The organism is Pseudomonas sp. DCA-1, assembly GCF_046523955.1.
Classification (GTDB): domain Bacteria; phylum Pseudomonadota; class Gammaproteobacteria; order Pseudomonadales; family Pseudomonadaceae; genus Aquipseudomonas; species Aquipseudomonas putida_Y.
In genome coordinates this window covers 1,672,738-1,690,297 of sequence record NZ_CP169881.1, presented here as the reverse complement: position 1 = coordinate 1,690,297, position 17,560 = coordinate 1,672,738, and the positions used below count along the sequence as shown (strand labels likewise).

The 17,560-nt window shown below is 61.7% G+C and carries 15 protein-coding genes; 11 read left to right on the top strand and 4 right to left on the bottom strand.

Annotation, left to right across the window (positions count from 1 at the left end):
- Positions 1–21 precede the first annotated feature (21 nt).
- Both rapA and ACE4QZ_RS08080 read left to right on the top strand, forming a co-directional pair.
- On the top strand, positions 22–2,868 hold the full coding sequence (gene rapA / locus ACE4QZ_RS08085) for an RNA polymerase-associated protein RapA (protein WP_021785848.1): 2,847 nt from the start codon (positions 22–24) through the stop codon (positions 2,866–2,868).
- 269 nt (positions 2,869–3,137) lie between these two features.
- Positions 3,138–5,402: a putative bifunctional diguanylate cyclase/phosphodiesterase gene (locus ACE4QZ_RS08080; protein ID WP_021785847.1), complete on the top strand. Its 2,265-nt coding sequence runs from the start codon at positions 3,138–3,140 to the stop codon at positions 5,400–5,402.
- Here ACE4QZ_RS08080 and ACE4QZ_RS08075 read toward each other — a convergent pair.
- Both ACE4QZ_RS08075 and ACE4QZ_RS08070 read right to left on the bottom strand, forming a co-directional pair.
- A complete protein-coding gene (locus ACE4QZ_RS08075; RefSeq protein ID WP_021785846.1) occupies positions 5,302–6,189 on the bottom strand; it encodes an NAD(P)-dependent oxidoreductase in 888 nt (295 codons plus the stop codon). The two genes, ACE4QZ_RS08080 and ACE4QZ_RS08075, sit on opposite strands and share 101 nt — an antisense overlap.
- Before the next feature lie 192 nt (positions 6,190–6,381).
- Positions 6,382–6,693 carry a DUF2288 domain-containing protein gene (locus tag ACE4QZ_RS08070; protein ID WP_021785845.1) on the bottom strand — a complete coding sequence of 104 codons (312 nt, stop codon included), beginning with the start codon at positions 6,691–6,693 and terminating at the stop codon, positions 6,382–6,384.
- Positions 6,694–7,052: 359 nt separating this feature from the next.
- On the opposite strand from ACE4QZ_RS08070, the gene ACE4QZ_RS08065 reads away from it, so the two are divergent.
- The 8 genes from ACE4QZ_RS08065 (at position 7,053) to nhaA (ending at position 15,939) form a co-directional block, all read left to right on the top strand.
- Complete coding sequence (locus ACE4QZ_RS08065; RefSeq protein ID WP_021785844.1) at positions 7,053–8,168, top strand: branched-chain amino acid ABC transporter substrate-binding protein; 1,116 nt, start codon at positions 7,053–7,055, stop codon at positions 8,166–8,168.
- Positions 8,169–8,352: 184 nt separating this feature from the next.
- On the top strand, positions 8,353–9,276 hold the full coding sequence (livH, locus tag ACE4QZ_RS08060) for a high-affinity branched-chain amino acid ABC transporter permease LivH (RefSeq protein ID WP_008097482.1): 924 nt from the start codon (positions 8,353–8,355) through the stop codon (positions 9,274–9,276).
- Positions 9,273–10,529, top strand: coding sequence for a high-affinity branched-chain amino acid ABC transporter permease LivM (locus ACE4QZ_RS08055; RefSeq protein ID WP_101196506.1), 1,257 nt, complete (start codon positions 9,273–9,275; stop codon positions 10,527–10,529). Before livH ends, ACE4QZ_RS08055 begins: the two co-directional genes overlap by 4 nt.
- Positions 10,526–11,293 carry a high-affinity branched-chain amino acid ABC transporter ATP-binding protein LivG gene (gene livG, locus ACE4QZ_RS08050; protein ID WP_021785842.1) on the top strand — a complete coding sequence of 256 codons (768 nt, stop codon included), beginning with the start codon at positions 10,526–10,528 and terminating at the stop codon, positions 11,291–11,293. The genes ACE4QZ_RS08055 and livG overlap by 4 nt, the downstream gene beginning before the upstream one ends.
- Positions 11,294–11,995 carry an ABC transporter ATP-binding protein gene (locus ACE4QZ_RS08045; protein ID WP_021785841.1) on the top strand — a complete coding sequence of 234 codons (702 nt, stop codon included), beginning with the start codon at positions 11,294–11,296 and terminating at the stop codon, positions 11,993–11,995.
- An 87-nt stretch (positions 11,996–12,082) separates the two neighbouring features.
- Entirely contained in the window at positions 12,083–12,757 is a 675-nt protein-coding gene (locus ACE4QZ_RS08040) for a COG3650 family protein (protein WP_084850151.1), read from the top strand.
- A 103-nt stretch (positions 12,758–12,860) separates the two neighbouring features.
- Positions 12,861–14,468, top strand: coding sequence for an NAD(P)/FAD-dependent oxidoreductase (locus ACE4QZ_RS08035; protein ID WP_019750617.1), 1,608 nt, complete (start codon positions 12,861–12,863; stop codon positions 14,466–14,468).
- Positions 14,469–14,745: 277 nt separating this feature from the next.
- Positions 14,746–15,939, top strand: a complete 1,194-nt coding sequence (gene nhaA, locus ACE4QZ_RS08030; protein ID WP_028697988.1) for a Na+/H+ antiporter NhaA — start codon at positions 14,746–14,748, stop codon at positions 15,937–15,939.
- Between the two features lie 69 nt (positions 15,940–16,008).
- Here the strand turns inward: nhaA and ACE4QZ_RS08025 are convergent, their stop codons facing one another.
- A complete protein-coding gene (locus ACE4QZ_RS08025) occupies positions 16,009–16,473 on the bottom strand; it encodes a glycine zipper 2TM domain-containing protein (RefSeq protein ID WP_009684613.1) in 465 nt (154 codons plus the stop codon).
- Between the two features lie 147 nt (positions 16,474–16,620).
- Here ACE4QZ_RS08025 and ACE4QZ_RS08020 point away from each other — a divergent pair, with 147 nt between their 5' ends.
- A complete protein-coding gene (locus ACE4QZ_RS08020) occupies positions 16,621–16,854 on the top strand; it encodes a hypothetical protein (protein WP_021785838.1) in 234 nt (77 codons plus the stop codon).
- 39 nt (positions 16,855–16,893) lie between these two features.
- Here ACE4QZ_RS08020 and pdxH read toward each other — a convergent pair whose 3' ends face one another.
- The gene (gene pdxH, locus ACE4QZ_RS08015) at positions 16,894–17,541 is read right to left on the bottom strand and encodes a pyridoxamine 5'-phosphate oxidase (protein ID WP_021785837.1); all 648 of its coding nucleotides are present in this window, start codon (positions 17,539–17,541) and stop codon (positions 16,894–16,896) included.
- Positions 17,542–17,560: the final 19 nt, after the last annotated feature.

The following is a 17,560-nucleotide window of genomic DNA, read 5'->3' as shown; positions in this document are numbered from 1 at the left end:
CACCGCGGGAGTTCAGGCAGTATGGCGCAGCAGTATCAACCGGGGCAACGCTGGATCAGCGACAGCGAAGCAGAGCTCGGCCTGGGTACCATCCTGGCGCAGGATGGCCGCCTGTTGACCGTGCTCTACCCGGCCACTGGCGACACCCGCCAGTATTCCCTGCGCAACGCGCCGCTGACCCGCGTGCGCTTCTCGCCAGGTGACCAGATCACCCACTTCGAGGGCTGGAAGCTGACAGTGCGCGAGGTCGAGGACATCGACGGGCTGATGGTCTACCACGGCCTGGACGGGCAGAACCAGCCCCGCACCTTGCCCGAAACCCAGTTGTCGAATTTCATTCAGTTCCGCTTGGCCAGCGACCGCCTGTTCGCCGGGCAAATAGACCCACTGTCGTGGTTCAGCCTGCGCTACAACACCCTGCAGCACACCAGCAAGCAGATGCAGTCGGCACTGTGGGGTTTGGGCGGCTGCCGCGCACAGCCCATCGCCCACCAACTGCACATCGCCCGCGAAGTCGCCGACCGCAGCGCCCCGCGCGTTCTGCTGGCCGACGAAGTGGGCCTGGGCAAAACCATCGAAGCCGGCCTGGTCATTCACCGCCAGTTGCTGTCGGGTCGCGCCAGCCGCGTACTGATCCTGGTGCCGGAAAACCTCCAGCACCAGTGGCTGGTGGAAATGCGCCGGCGCTTCAATCTGCAAGTGGCGCTGTTCGACGCCGAGCGCTTCATCGAAAGCGACGCCAGCAACCCGTTCGAGGACGCCCAACTGGCGTTGGTTGCTCTGGAGTGGCTGGTCGACGACGAAAAGGCCCAGGACGCGCTGTTTGCCGCTGGCTGGGACCTGCTGGTAGTCGACGAAGCCCACCACCTGGTCTGGCACGAAGACCAGGTCAGCGCCGAATACGGCCTGGTCGAGCAACTGGCCCAAGTGATCCCGGGCGTACTGCTGCTCACCGCCACCCCCGAGCAGCTTGGCCAGGACAGCCACTTCGCCCGCCTGCGCCTGCTCGATCCCAACCGCTTTCACGACCTGGCCGCTTTCCGCGCCGAGAGCGAGCACTACCGCCCGGTAGCCGAGGCGGTGCAGGAACTGCTCGACGAGGGCCGCCTGTCGCCCAAGGCCCACGCCACCATCCAGGGCTTCCTGGGTGCCGAAGGCGAAGCCCTGCTGGCTGCGGTCAGCGACGGCGACACCCAGGCCAGCGCGCGGTTGATTCGCGAGTTGCTGGATCGCCACGGCACCGGCCGCGTACTGTTCCGTAACACCCGTGCGGCGATTCAGGGTTTCCCCGAGCGCCAGTTGCACCCCTACCCGCTGGCCACGCCCGAGCAGTACCGCGACCTGCCAGCCGGCGAGCACGCCGAGCTGTACCCGGAAGTCGCCTTCCAGGCCCAGGGTGAAGTAGCGGATGACGAGCGCTGGTGGCGTTTCGACCCGCGTGTCGACTGGTTGATCGACACCCTGAAGATGCTCAAACGCACCAAAGTGTTGGTGATCTGCGCCCACGCCGAAACCGCCATGGACCTGGAGGATGCCCTGCGCGTGCGCTCCGGCATCCCGGCCTCGGTGTTCCATGAAGGCATGAGCATCCTTGAGCGCGACCGCGCCGCTGCCTACTTTGCCGATGAAGAGTTCGGCGCCCAGGTACTGATCTGCTCGGAAATCGGCAGCGAAGGCCGCAACTTCCAGTTCGCCCATCACTTGGTGATGTTCGACCTGCCAGCGCACCCCGATCTGCTCGAGCAGCGCATCGGCCGCCTTGACCGGATCGGCCAAAAGCACACTATCCAGTTGCACATCCCGTACCTGCAGGACAGCCCGCAAGAGCGCCTGTTCCAGTGGTACCACGAAGGCCTCAACGCCTTCCTCAATACCTGCCCCACCGGCAATGCCCTGCAGCACCAGTTTGGCCCACGCCTGCTGCCGCTGCTCGAAGGCGGCGATCACAAGGCCTGGGATACCCTGGTGGCCGACGCCCGCGGCGAGCGCGAGCGACTGGAAGCCGAACTGCACACTGGCCGTGACCGTCTGCTGGAGCTCAACTCCGGCGGTGCCGGCGAAGGTCAGGCGCTGGTCGAGGCCATTCTCGAACAGGACGACCAGTTTGCCCTGCCGATCTACATGGAAACCCTGTTCGACGCCTTCGGCATCGACAGCGAAGACCATTCGGAGAACGCACTGATCCTCAAGCCGAGCGAGAAGATGCTGGATGCCAGCTTCCCGCTGGGCGACGAGGAAGGTGTGACCATCACCTACGACCGTGGCCAGGCGCTGTCGCGCGAGGACATGCAGTTCCTTACCTGGGAGCACCCGATGGTGCAGGGCGGCATGGATCTGGTGCTGTCAGGCTCGATGGGCAACACCGCCGTGGCGTTGATCAAGAACAAAGCGCTCAAACCAGGCACTGTACTGCTCGAACTGCTGTTCGTCAGCGAGGTGGTGGCACCCCGCAGCCTGCAACTGGGCCGCTACCTGCCGCCGGCGGCACTGCGCTGCCTGCTCGATGCCAACGGCAACGACCTGGCGTCACGCGTGGCCTTCGAAACCCTGAACGACCAGCTCGAGAGCGTACCGCGCGCCAGCGCCAACAAGTTCGTCCAGGCCCAGCGCGATGTGCTGGCCAAGCGTATCAGTGGCGGCGAAGAGAAGATTCTGCCAACCCACATTGAGCGCGTGGCCGAAGCCCAGCGCCGCCTGGCAGCCGAGGCTGACGAGGAGTTGGCGCGCCTGGTAGCGTTGCAAGCGGTCAACCCGAGCGTACGTGACAGCGAAATCGACGCCCTGCGCAAGCAACGCGAAGATGGCCTGGCGATGCTGGATAAAGCCGCCCTGCGCCTGGAAGCCATTCGCGTGCTGGTGGCTGGCTAACGCAGGCCCCTTGTGGGAGCGGGCACGCCCGCGAACACCGGCGAAGCCGGTGGCATCCATCGCAGTGGATGCTTCGCGGGCTCGCCCGCTCCCACAGGAAGGCATCAAGGCCCCAAATTTATTCCTCACTGCGATTGAAGTTATAACCAAATCGTAGAAATCATTGTGCCATTAGTCAGGAAGGCTTAAATAGTCCTTCCTATACTGCCTCTGGGCAGTCTGCACGGGTTGTAGCGCAGACGAGTGAAGACTCGACCAAGAGGCATTCCATGGAATGGCTGGGGCTACAACTGTTCGCCGATCTTCCCGCAACCGGGCGTATCGTCATAGACTGCCGTCATGAACCGCTCCTGGTTCTGCTCGCCTATTTCGTTGCTTGCGCGGCCTGTTTCGCCACCCTCGGCATGGCCGAACGCCAGTCCCACAGCGACGACCCCACCGCCCACCGGCAATGGAACATGCTTGGAGCCTGCTGCCTGGCAGGCGGCATATGGGCCATGCACTTCATCAGCATGCTGGCCTTTCGGGCTCCGGTAGAAGTGCACTACGACCCATCCCTGACCATTCTTTCGCTACTCATCGCACTGGGCGTGGCCTGGCTGGCCATGCACAGCCTGGAACGAAGCAAGATGCGTGCGCCCCACTTTGTGCCAAGCGCAGCGCTGATCGGGCTGGGCATCATCCTCATGCATTTTGTCGGCATGGCTGCGATGGAAACGGGGGCCCGCCAGTACTACCAGACCGGCTTGCTACTTGCCTCTGCCGCCATTGCCCTGCTTACCGCCCTGACCGCGCTGTACCTGGCCAGCTACTTGCGCAATGGCAGCGGCACCCTTTACCAGACCATGAAATACGGCGCCAGCCTGGTGATGGCCGGCGGCATCGTCGCCACTCATTTCACCGCGATGTCGGCCATGACCCTGGTTATCCCTGCCGATACCGCACTGCGCCTGCCGTCTGGCGACAACAGCCTGCAGCTGGGACTGGGCATTGGCTTCATCACCCTGCTGATCAGTGGCGCCAGCATCAGCGCCGCACTGGCCGACAAAAAGTTGCAAAGCAAGGAGCACGACCTGCGCCGGGTCAGCGTACTGCTCAGCCAACTGGACCAGGCCCGCGCTTCGCTGCAGCAGGCGGCGAACTACGATGCCCTGACCAACCTGCTCAACCGCCGTGGGTTCAACCAGGTATTCGCCGATTGCCTGGTCGAACATCAGGCCAGCGCAAACCGCCTGGCCGTGATGTTCCTCGATATCGACCATTTCAAGCGCATCAACGACAGCCTCGGCCACGACGCCGGTGACGAACTGCTCAAGGTGATCGCCAACCACATCAAGGCTGCTACCCGCAGCCACGACCTGGTTGCACGCTTTGGTGGCGACGAGTTCTGTGTGGTCACCAGCCTGAACAGCCGCGACGAAGCCCGACACCTGGCCCAGCGCATCATGCAACGGATGAAAGAACCCATCGACCTTGGCGGGCGGCACATGGTCATGACCACCAGCATTGGTATAAGCATCTTCCCGGACGATGGCGGCACAGCCGAAGAGCTGCTCAAGCATGCCGACCTGGCCCTCTACCAATCCAAGGACAACGGCCGCAACAGCCTGAATTTCTTCAATGACAGCCTGAAGGCCCGCGCGTCGATCGCCTTGCAACTGGAAGAAGAGCTGCGCCTGGCCCTGCTCGAAGAACGCGGGCTGTGTGTGCACTACCAGCCGATCTTCGACCTGCGTAGTGGGCAAGTGGCCAAACTGGAAGCGCTGGTACGCTGGCAGCATCCTCAACACGGCCTGCTAGGGCCCGACCGCTTTGTCGGCATTGCCGAAGCCAACGGCCTGATCATCGACCTGGACCTGTGGGTGCTGCGCCACGCCTGTGTCGACCTGGCACTCTTGCAGCGCCACGGCCATGGCAAGGTCAAGGTCACGGTCAATTGCTCGGCAGTCACCCTCAGCCACGATGAACTGCCCAACGAAGTTGAAAAGGCGCTGTTCCACGCCGGCCTTGCGCCGCACCACTTGGAGCTGGAAGTGACCGAGAACGCCCTGGTGGGCGATATCCAGCGCACGGTCAGCCTGCTCAAACGCGTCCGGGCCTTGGGGGTGGCACTTTCGATCGACGATTTTGGTACCGGCTACTCGTCACTGGCCTACCTCAAGCGCCTGCCGCTGGATGTGCTGAAGATCGACCGCACCTTCCTGCAGGATGTACCGGGCAGCCAGAAAGACCGCGAAATTGTCCAGGCAATCATCGCCATGGCGCATACCCTGCACCTGCAGGTAGTCAGCGAGGGCGTGGAAACCGCCGAACAGCAGGCTTTCCTGGAAAGCCATGGCTGCGACTACCTGCAGGGCTACCTGTTGGGGCGCCCCGTTCCGCTGACCGAGTTGCGGCCACTGCTAGAGCGGTTGCAGCACCAGAGCGGCCGGATTACACCTTGTTGCGATACAGCTCTACCAGGGTCGCCGGATCTTTTTGCAGGTAACCCTGGCTACCGTGCAGCCGCATCAGTTGCGCGGCAAGGCCACTGAGTGGCGTTGCCGAGCCTTGCTCGCGGGAAAACTTGACTGCGCCATCAAGGTCCTTGAGCAGCGTGCGTACGTGCCACTTGATTGGCTCGAAGCGGCTCTCTGCCATTTGCGGCGCAAGAATCTGCAATGGCTTGGAATCGGCAAAACCACCGGCCAGCGCTTCAGCGATCAGCGTCGCGTCCACGCCCGACTGTTCGGCCAGTGCCACCACTTCTGCAATTACCAGGGCATTGCACGCTACGATCATCTGGTTGCAAGCCTTGGTCACCTGGCCAGCGCCTACTGCCCCCATATGTGTCACGCGCTGACCAAGCACCTGCAGTACCGGGCGTGCACGCTGCAAGTCGGCCGCTTCACCGCCAACCATGATCGCCAGCGTGCCCGCCTCGGCACCGGGGGTACCGCCAGATACCGGTGCATCCAGCCAGGCCATGCCGCACAGTGCTGCCAGTTCGGCAGCCATTTCACGGGTGGCGGTGGGTTCCAGGCTGGAGAAATCGATCAGCAACTGGCCACTGCGCCCGCCTTGGGCAATGCCTTGCTCGCCGAACACCACTTCACGCACCACCGCCGTGTCGGCCAGGCAGAGTAGAACCATGTCGCTGTCACGGCACAATTCGGCCGGGCTGCCGGCCAGGCGCGCGCCAGCAGCGACCAGGGCGGCGCACTTGTCCGGGCTGCGGTTCCAAACCGTGAGCGGATAACCCGCTGCCAGCAGGCGGCGGCACATGGGCAGGCCCATCAGGCCGATGCCGGCGAATCCAAGCGAAGGTAGTGCAGTGCTCATTGATAAACTCCTGACTGATTCGAACATTTCCCAGGCTGGCTAGGATCCCGTTGGCGCCTGACAGAACGGCGGCCACATTACGCATCCCGTAAACTGTTACCGCCACGCCGAATTGTTACTTCCCTCTACCCGCCTTGATTACTTTCAAGCACCAAAACGGAGCTGATGCGTACTTTTGCGCACCAAAAAAGATCACGCCTCTTCCTGGCACTTCACCTGAATCACGATGAACGGTGAAACCACCACCGCCCAGATCTCTGGGTCGCGGCTTTGCAGGTCCAATGCCTGCTCGGCCGACACCGGCCCAACAGTGCCATCACTACGCCACTTGGCGAAGATCTCGCTGCGATTCTCGGCCATCGCCTCGGCAACGGCGATCAGGTCAAGGCTGGGGTCGACCCAAATCAGGTCACCCTTGGCCCAAAAACGCTCCAACGCTTTCCACTCGATGATTGCCGTCTCGCCAAGCAATTTGGCATAGAGGGTGCTTGTTTGATCAGTCATGGGTGGTATCCGCAAAAAATCGGTCAATAAAAAGGCCGGCATTTTTGCAGAAAAACCCGGTTTCAAATATGTAATTTGGTCGATTGGCCCCGAAGTTGTGGGACGGGGCCGCAGATGCAGGCAGTTTGATGGCGCCTTTCTGTATCTTTCTGTCGATCAAGCGACAACGCAGGAAAGACGCACTTTTCGACCGCTTTTCAAGCGCTCGAACAGCGCTCTACACTGTACCGGTACAGTTCCGGGACATGTTCCGGGGGAAGGTGGGCTAGCGCGTTGGCATGGCCACGCCGCAAATCCCGCCCGGTCTGTAGCCCTGGCCGCCAGGACTATAAGAATTACAACAGAATGAGTGGAGCACTATGATCAAGATTTCCAAGCTGTTCGCCGCAATGGTTCTGGCCGGGGTAGCCAGCCATTCGTTTGCCGCCGATACCATCAAGATCGGGATTGCAGGTCCCAAGACCGGCCCTGTCACCCAGTATGGCGACATGCAGTTCATCGGCGCCAAGCAAGCCATCAAGGATATCAACGCCGCGGGCGGCGTAGATGGCAAGATGCTCGAAGCCAAGGAATACGACGACGCCTGCGACCCTAAACAGGCCGTGGCAGTCGCCAACAAAGTGGTCAACGACGGCGTCAAGTTCGTGGTCGGCCACCTGTGCTCCAGCTCCACCCAGCCAGCGTCCGACATCTACGAGGACGAAGGCGTGATCATGATCACCCCCGCCGCCACCAGCCCGGAAATCACCGCCCGTGGCTACCAGCTGATCTTCCGCACTATCGGTCTGGATAGCGCCCAGGGCCCGGCTGCCGGCAACTACATCGCCGACCACGTCAAACCGAAGGTCGTTGCCGTTCTGCACGACAAGCAGCAGTACGGTGAAGGCATCGCCACCGCAGTCAAGCAAACCCTTGAGAAGAAAGGCACCAAAGTGGCCGTCTTCGAAGGCCTGAATGCCGGTGACAAGGACTTCTCCTCGATCATCCAGAAGCTCAAGCAGAACAATGTCGACTTCGTCTACTACGGCGGCTACCACCCAGAGCTGGGTCTGATCCTGCGCCAGGCTCAAGAGAAAGGCCTGAAAGCCAAGTTCATGGGTCCGGAAGGTGTGGGTAACGACTCCATTTCGCAGATCGCCCAGGGCGCTTCCGAAGGCCTGCTGGTCACCCTGCCGAAGTCGTTCGACGCTGACCCGGAGAACAAGAAGATCGTCGACGCCATCAAGGCTGACGGCAAGGACCCGAGTGGCCCGTTCGTATTCCCTGCCTACTCGGCTGTCGAGCTGATCGCTCAAGGCATCAAGAAAGCCGGTTCCGAAGATACCGACAAGGTGGCCAAAGCCATCCACGAAGGCACCTTCAAGACCCCGACCGGTGACCTGTCGTTCGACGATAAAGGCGACCTGAAAGACTTCAAGTTCGTGGTCTACGAATGGCACTTCGGCAAGCCGAAGACCGAAGTCTCCCCTCAGTAACTGCGTGACTAATAGCTGACCTACGAGCCCACTGTGCGAGCAGTGGGCTTCGTTTTATGAGGTTCATGGGCCCCTCCCCGCGATCCGGGGGCGGGCTCACCTGAAAATCTTAAAACCGTCATCCGCGGTTTCCTGGCCGTACCCCTGCCAGTGAAATGCAAATCAGGTTTTTAGGAGCGCTGTAATGCCTGAGATCTACCATTTCTTCCAACAACTGGTTAATGGATTGACCATCGGCAGCACCTATGCCTTGATCGCCATCGGCTACACGATGGTGTACGGCATCATTGGCATGATCAACTTCGCCCACGGCGAGGTGTACATGATCGGTTCCTACGTGGCCTTCATCGCCCTGGCGGGCCTGGCCATGATGGGTATCCATTCGCTGCCGATCCTGATGACCGTCGCCTTCGTCGCGACGATCTTCGTCACCAGTGCCTATGGCTACAGCATCGAACGGGTTGCCTACCGCCCCCTGCGCAACAGCAACCGTCTGATCCCGCTGATTTCCGCCATCGGCATGTCGATTTTCCTGCAGAACACGGTCTTGCTTTCGCAGGACTCCAAGGACAAGTCCATCCCCAACCTGATCCCCGGGAGTTTCTCCTTCGGACCAGGCGGTGCTGAAGAAGTACTGATCAGCTACATGCAGATCCTGGTGTTCGTCGTCACCCTGGTGGCCATGACACTGCTCACCCTGTTCATCTCTCGTTCCCGCCTGGGCCGCGCCTGCCGTGCCTGTGCAGAGGACATCAAGATGGCCAACCTGCTGGGCATCAACACCAACAACATCATCGCCCTCACCTTCGTCATCGGGGCCGCCCTGGCTGCCGTGGCGGCCGTGCTGCTGAGCATGCAGTACGGGGTGATCAACCCCAACGCCGGTTTCCTGGTGGGCCTGAAAGCCTTCACCGCAGCAGTGCTGGGGGGCATCGGCAGTATTCCGGGCGCCATGCTCGGTGGGCTGGTGCTGGGTGTAGCCGAAGCGTTTGGCGCCGACATCTTCGGCGACCAGTACAAGGACGTAGTGGCATTCGGCTTGTTGGTTCTTGTCCTGCTATTCCGGCCGACCGGCATCCTGGGCCGCCCGGAGGTTGAAAAAGTATGAACAGAAATCTCAAACAGGCGTTCTTCAGCGCCTTGCTGGTCTGGGCCGTGGCCTTCCCGGTGCTGGGCCTGAAACTGAGCATCGACGGCATCAGCCTGGTCGTACACAGCCAGGGCTCGTTCACCATCAGCATCATCGCCGTGTGTTCGGTGCTGATGTTCCTGCGCGTGTTGTTCGACAAGCAGTGGAGTTCGGTGATGGGCCGCCGTTCGGATCGCAAGCTGATCCCCCCGGCAGTCAGTAACTACCTCACCCTGCCCAAAACCCAGCGCTATGTCATCATCGGGTTGATCGTGGTGGCACTGGTATGGCCGTTCTTCGGCTCTCGTGGTGCGGTCGACATTGCCACGCTGATCCTGATCTACGTGTTGCTGGGCCTGGGCCTGAACATCGTGGTCGGTCTGGCGGGCCTGCTCGACCTCGGCTACGTGGGCTTCTATGCCGTCGGGGCCTACAGCTACGCGATGCTCTCGCATTATCTGGGCTGGAGCTTCTGGGTGTGCCTGCCGATTGCCGGCCTGATGGCTGCCACATTCGGCTTCCTGCTCGGCTTCCCGGTGCTGCGCCTGCGCGGTGACTACCTGGCGATCGTGACACTCGGCTTCGGCGAGATCATCCGCCTGTTCCTGCGTAACCTCACCGACTGGACCGGCGGCCCCAACGGCATCAGCAACATCCCCAAACCGGAACTCTTCGGCCTGACCTTCGAACGCCGTGCAGCCGAGGGCATGCAGACTTTCCACGAGTACTTCGGGCTGCCATACAACTCGATCAACAAGGTCATCTTCCTGTACCTGGTGGCTCTGCTGCTGGCCCTGCTGGCGTTGTTCGTGATCAACCGCCTGCTGCGCATGCCGATCGGTCGTGCCTGGGAAGCACTGCGTGAAGATGAGATCGCCTGCCGTGCACTGGGCCTGAACCCGACCGTGATCAAGCTCTCAGCATTCACCTTGGGCGCCTGCTTCGCCGGTTTCGCCGGCAGCTTCTTCGCCGCGCGCCAAGGCCTGGTGACGCCGGAGTCGTTCACCTTCATCGAGTCGGCGATCATCCTCGCCATCGTCGTGCTTGGCGGCATGGGCTCACAACTGGGCGTGATTCTCGCGGCCATCGTGATGATCCTGCTGCCAGAGCTGATGCGTGAGTTCAGCGAATACCGGATGCTGATGTTCGGTGCGTTGATGGTGTTGATGATGATCTGGCGTCCGCAAGGCCTGCTGCCTATGCAACGTCCACAGATGGAGCTGCCCCGATGAGCCGCGAAATTCTGCAAGTCAGCGGCCTGAGCATGCGCTTTGGCGGCTTGTTGGCGGTCAACGGCGTGGGCCTGACCGTCAAGGAGAAACAGGTAGTGGCGCTGATCGGCCCGAACGGCGCCGGCAAGACCACCGTGTTCAACTGCCTGACCGGCTTTTACAAGCCCAGCGGCGGCACCATCCTGCTCGATGGCCAGCCGATCCAGGGCCTGGCCGGCCACCAGATTGCCCGCAAGGGCGTGGTGCGAACCTTCCAGAACGTGCGCCTGTTCAAGGAAATGACCGCGCTGGAAAACCTGCTTATCGCCCAGCACCGCCACCTCAACACCAACTTCTTCGCCGGCCTGTTCAAAACCCCGGGTTTCCGCCGCAGCGAGAAGGAAGCCCTGGAGCGTGCGCAGTACTGGCTGGAGAAGGTCAACCTCACCGAGTTCGCCAACCGCACCGCCGGCACCCTTGCCTACGGCCAGCAGCGTCGCCTGGAAATTGCCCGCTGCATGATGACCCAACCACGCATCATCATGCTGGACGAACCTGCCGCAGGCCTTAACCCGAAAGAAACCGAAGACCTCAAGGCCCTGATCGCCTACCTGCGTGAGTCGCACAGCGTTACCGTGCTGCTGATCGAGCACGACATGAAGCTGGTGATGAGCATCTCTGACCATATCGTGGTCATCAACCAGGGCACCCCCCTGGCCCACGGCACGCCGGAAGAGATCCGCGATAACCCTGATGTGATCAAAGCCTACCTGGGGGAAGCGTAAATGCTGAAGTTTGAAAACGTTTCCACCTTCTATGGCAAGATCCAGGCGCTGCACAGCGTCAACGTGGAGATCAACCAGGGCGAAATCGTCACCCTGATCGGCGCCAACGGTGCCGGCAAGTCGACCTTGCTCATGACCCTGTGCGGCTCGCCGCAGGCGCACAGTGGCAGCATCAAGTACCTGGGTGAAGAACTGGTCGGCCAGCCGTCCTCGCACATCATGCGCAAAAGCATCGCCGTTGTGCCGGAAGGCCGCCGCGTGTTTGCCCGCCTGACCGTCGAGGAAAACCTGGCAATGGGTGGTTTCTTCACCGACAAGGGCGACTACCAGGAGCAACTGGACAAGGTGTTGCAACTGTTCCCGCGCCTGAAGGAGCGCTACATGCAGCGTGGCGGCACCATGTCCGGCGGCGAGCAGCAAATGCTCGCCATCGGCCGGGCGCTGATGAGCAAGCCCAAGCTGCTGCTGCTCGACGAGCCTTCGCTGGGCCTGGCGCCGATCATCATCCAGCAGATCTTCGACATCATCGAACAGCTGCGCCGCGATGGCGTGACGGTGTTCCTGGTGGAGCAGAACGCCAACCAGGCGCTGAAGATCGCTGACCGGGCTTATGTGCTGGAGAATGGTCGGGTGGTGATGCAGGGTACGGGGGAAGCACTGTTGACCGACCCGAAAGTACGCGACGCGTACCTGGGGGGTTGAATGAAAAAGGGCCTTCGGGCCCTTTTTTCTGCCTGCAGGACGTGTATCGTGGCCAGCTCTTTGGCAAAGATTCCCGGAGCCCGCCCCATGCGCCTCACCCCTACCCTGCTGCTCAGTGCCCTGCTGCCCCTGTTCGCTGGCTGCCAGTTACTGGCCGAGCAGCCCCGTGACCCGAACATCGGCACCACGCGCATGCAGGGCGAACTGAGCGCCAATGGCGGCCGCCTGTTGTTCAAGCCCTGCAGCGAAGCACGCCGCTTCGTGATCAATGACGTCGCCGGCACCGGCATCCTGCCGGAGGCCGCCAACCTGGCCAAGGACGCCAACGCCAAGTTGTTCGCCGACGTGCGCGGTCGCCTCACTGGCGCCAAGCAGGCCGACAACGACGGCCAGCTGGAGGTCAGCCGCCTGTACCGCCTGGAACCCTCCACCCGCGCTTGCGACGACCCCAACTTCAAGCAGCTGACCCTGCGCGCCAACGGTCATGAACCGGACTGGGACATCAAAGCCAGCGGCAAGGGCATGGTCATCGAGCGAATCGGCCAGCCCCCCCTGCCCTTGCCGTTCCTGGAAGAAGAAGTACCCGGTGGTGGCTTGACCCTGACCAGCGAAGCCAACGGCCAGCACGTGGAACTGTGGGTCGCTCCGCAGCGCTGTGCAGATATCGCCACTGGCGCCATCCACCACCTGCGCGCCGAACTGCGCATCGACGGCAAGACCTTGCAGGGCTGTGCTTACTACGGCGGCGCACGCGACAACTGATCACCGGGCGTTTTTATCCTGCCAGTAGGGGCAGCGAACAGCTTATACTTGGCGGTTTGTGTAAAGCCGCCGGCCGCCCATGGCCGGGATACTGGACCCTGCCATGCTACGAATCACCGAACTGAAGCTGCCCCTGGACCATCCTGACGAAGCGTTGCGCGAAGCCATCGTCCAGCGCCTGGGCATCCGCGACGAGCAACTGCTCAGCTTCAACCTGTTCAAGCGCAGCTACGATGCGCGCAAGAAGAACAGCGAACTGCTGTTCATCTACACCATCGACCTGGAAGCCAGCAACGAGGCCGAGCTGCTCAGCAAGTTCGCTGATGATCGCAACATCGGCCCTGCGCCAGATGTCACCTACAAGTTCGTCGGCCAGGCCCCGGCAGGCCTGCAGGAGCGCCCGATCGTGGTCGGTTTCGGCCCGTGCGGCATCTTTGCCGGCCTGTTGCTGGCACAGATGGGCTTCAAGCCGATCATCCTCGAACGCGGCAAGGAGGTTCGCCAGCGCACCAAGGACACCTGGGGTCTGTGGCGTAAAAGCGTACTCAACCCTGAGTCCAACGTGCAGTTCGGTGAAGGCGGCGCCGGCACCTTCTCCGACGGCAAGCTCTACAGCCAGATCAAGGACCCGCAACACCACGGCCGTAAAGTGCTGGAAGAATTCGTCAAGGCCGGTGCGCCGGACGAAATCCTGTACATCAACAAGCCGCACATCGGCACCTTCCGCCTCACCGGCATGGTCGAACAGATGCGCCAGGACATGATCGCCCTGGGAGCCGAAGTGCGCTTCCAGGAAAAGGTCACCGACCTGTTGATCGAAGATGGCCAACTGACCGGTGTCGTGCTTGAGAGCGGCGAACAGCTGCACTCTCGCCATGTGGTATTGGCCCTGGGCCACAGCGCCCGCGACACCTTCCGCATGTTGCATGCCAAAGGTGTCTACATGGAAGCCAAGCCGTTCTCGGTGGGCTTCCGTATCGAGCACCCACAAACGCTGATCGACAAGGCACGCCTGGGCAAGTACGCCGGCCACCCGAAACTGGGTGCTGCCGATTACAAGCTGGTGTATCACGCCAAAAATGGCCGCTCGGTGTACAGCTTCTGCATGTGTCCGGGTGGCACCGTGGTCGCGGCCACCAGCGAGCCAGGCCGAGTCGTCACCAACGGCATGAGCCAGTATTCGCGTAACGAGCGCAATGCCAACTCCGGCATCGTCGTCGGCATCGACCCCGAGCGCGACTACCCGGGTGGCCCGTTGGCCGGTATCGAACTGCAGGAGCGCCTGGAAGCGCACGCCTATGTAATGGGCGGCAGCAACTACCAGGCACCGGCGCAACTGGTGGGTGACTTTGTCGCCGGCCGGCCCTCCACCGCACTGGGCAGTGTCGAGCCGTCCTACAAGCCAGGTGTGACCTTGGGAGACCTGGCACCGAGCCTGCCGGACTTCGCCATCGAGGCGATCCGTGAGGCACTGCCGGCGTTCGACCGGCAGATCAAGGGCTATAACCTGCATGATGCGGTGTTGACCGGAATCGAGACGCGTACCTCGTCGCCACTGCGGATTACCCGGGGTGAGGATTACCAGAGCCTGAACCTCAAGGGGCTGTTCCCGGCGGGTGAAGGGGCTGGGTATGCGGGCGGGATCCTGTCAGCCGGTGTGGATGGTATTCGTATCGCCGAGGCGGTGGCGCGGGATATGCTCGGCCTCTGACTCTTTATCGACTGACAGGGCCTCTTCGCGGGTAAACCCGCTCCTACACGGAACAATGGTCCCCTGTAGGAGCGGGTTTACCCGCGAAAGGGCCCGGTCCGGCATCAGTCTATTCCAGCACCTACTCCAGACTTCCCCTCCCCCACCCTTCCCCAAATCCATCTAGGCTTGCCCTAGGCCTGCCAGCAACAACATATAACAAAAACGAATATGTTTTTTGTTTTAAGGAACATCATCACAGACTAGGGTGTACGCCCGTACCCTTCGTAAACTGCTCATGGAGAGCCTACAGCCCGTGCGTAGCCTGTTTACCCGTTTCTTCCAGCTCGAAGCTGCCAGCGGCCTGCTGCTGATCGCTGCCGCCGTTCTGGCCCTGATCATCAACAACTCGCCGCTGTCCTACCTGTACAACGGCTTGCTCGACGTACCCGTCGCCGTTCAGGTCGGCGCGCTTAACATCGCCAAGCCATTGCTGCTGTGGATCAACGACGGCCTGATGGCCCTGTTCTTCCTGCTCATCGGCCTGGAGGTCAAACGCGAGGTGGTCGACGGACACCTGTCCAAGCCCTCACAAGTAATCCTGCCTGCCACCGCTGCCGTGGGCGGCATGGTGGTGCCAGCGCTGATCTACTGGTTCATCAACCGTGACAACCCTGCAGCCGTGGCCGGCTGGGCAATCCCTACCGCCACCGACATCGCCTTCGCCCTCGGTGTCCTGGCCCTGCTCGGCAAACGCATCCCCGTGTCACTGAAGTTGTTCCTGATGACCCTGGCGATCATCGACGACCTGGGTGCGATCATTGTCATCGCCCTGTTCTACTCCGGCACCCTGTCGAGTGTGTCGCTGCTGCTGGCTGCAGCCTGCCTGGTGGTGCTGGTGGCGATGAACCGGCTTGGCGTGGTCAAGCTCGGCCCCTACATGATCGTTGGTCTGATCCTGTGGGTATGCGTGCTCAAGAGTGGCGTGCATGCCACCTTGGCCGGTGTCGCACTGGCCTTGTGCATTCCGCTGCGTACACGCAATGCTGAATCGTCGCCTCTGCTGGCGCTGGAACACGCCCTGCACCCTTGGGTGGCCTATGCCATCCTGCCACTTTTCGCCTTCGCCAATGCCGGCGTTTCTCTGACAGGCATGACCTTAGACAGCTTCACCCACCCGGTGCCGATGGGCATCACGGTCGGCCTGTTGCTAGGCAAGACCGTAGGGGTTTTCGGCCTGACCTGGGTGGCGGTCAAGCTACGCCTGGCCGCACTGCCGGCAGGTGCTGGTTGGGGGCAAATATTGGGGGTAGCGATACTCTGCGGCATTGGCTTCACCATGAGCCTGTTCGTTGGCTCGCTCGCTTTCGCCCCGGGTAGCAGCGAGTACGCCGGCATGGACCGCATGGGCATTCTTACTGGTTCGTTCTTTGCCGCAGTGATCGGCTACGCCGTCACCGCAATGGCCAGCCGCAAAACCAGCGTTGCCTGACTTGGCTGAAGCATGAAAAAACCCCGACTGGCAGCAGCCATGTCGGGGTTTTGTTTTACTGCGCTACGGTCAGTGCGAAACGCGGCTGGTACCGTCCACAGTCATGATGCGCACGCGGTCGCCAACACGGAAGATTTCGTTCTCCTGCACGGCCTGCACATAGGCGCGCATGCTGCCATCATCTTCACGAACGGTAATTTCGACGCCTTGGGTACGGGTCAGGCCTTCTTCTGCTGCGGAACCCGCCAAGCCACCGGCTACGGCACCGATCACGGCGGCCACGATGCTGCCACGACCACCACCCACAGCGCTGCCGGCTACGCCACCCACGATGGCACCAGCACCGCCGCCAATCGGGGTCTTGGTGCCCTCGATCTTGACCGGACGCAGGGATTCGATGGTGCCCATACGCACGGTTTGCACGCGGCGGGCTTCGTCACGGGAGTAGCTGTCACCGGTCAAGCTCGAGGCACAGCCCCCCAGCAGCAGCGACATGGTGGTAAAGGTCGCCACCAGCAAAGCGGATTTACGCATGGGTAAAGTCTCCATAAGTCAGGTGCTCATTAGACGCTGCACATTGACGGCTGTCACGGTACAAACGTAATAAAATTGTTTTCATTCAGCCGGGGTACAGCCTGCCGGGCTGTGTCGAAGGCCTTTCAAGTGAGACCAAGAATAGCCATGGATTACTTCATCGTCGTGGTCACCACCGTTACGGGACTGTATTTCCACTGGTGGCTATATGTGCGCATGCGCCGCTGGATGGACCGTGACCTGGCATTGTCGCTGGCAGGGGCTGATCCTGAAAAGCGCGCGTTCATGCTGGAAAGGTTGGCGCAGGCGCGGCAGGAGAAAGTGGGGCGTAAGCAACTGGCGGAGTGGTTGGAGCGCGAGGCGGCGGGATATCCGGGGTAGCTTGATCGATGGCTGGGGCCGCTTGGCGGCCCCAGTTACTCAGGGCGCCAGCCGCTCTCTCAGCCACTGCCCATCCACCAGCCGATAGTTCAACCGGTCATGCAGGCGGCTTGCGCGCCCCTGCCAGAACTCGATGCGCTCGGGCAACAAACGGTATCCCCCCCAATGCTCAGGGCAGTGCGGCTGGGTGTCGGAGAATCGCGCTTCGGTGGCCTTTACCAGGCCCTCCAGCTCCTCACGCCCGGCAATCACGCGGCTCTGTGGCGAGGCCCAGGCCCCCAGGCGGCTGCCCAGCGGGCGTACCTGGTAATAGGCATCCGACTCCTGTGCCGTAACCTTCTGCACACGGCCTTCGATGCGTACCTGCCGCTCCAGCGCTGGCCAGAAGAAGGTCATTGCAGCAAAGGGGTTGGCTTGCAGTTGCTGGCCCTTGGCGCTGTCATAGTTGGTGAAGAAGGTGAACCCCTGCTCGTCGAGCCCCTTCAACAGCAATACACGGCAATGCGGGCGACCTTCGCCGTCCACCGTGGCCAAGGTCATGGCGTTGGCTTCCACCGGTACCTGCTCGGTTTTCACCGCATCGGCGAACCACTGTTGGAACAGGGCGAACGGCTCCCCAGGTGCCTGGGCTTCGGTCAGGCCATCACGGGTGTAGTCGCGGCGCATATCGGCCAGGGATTGGGTCATTACTGCGGTTCCTTGACGA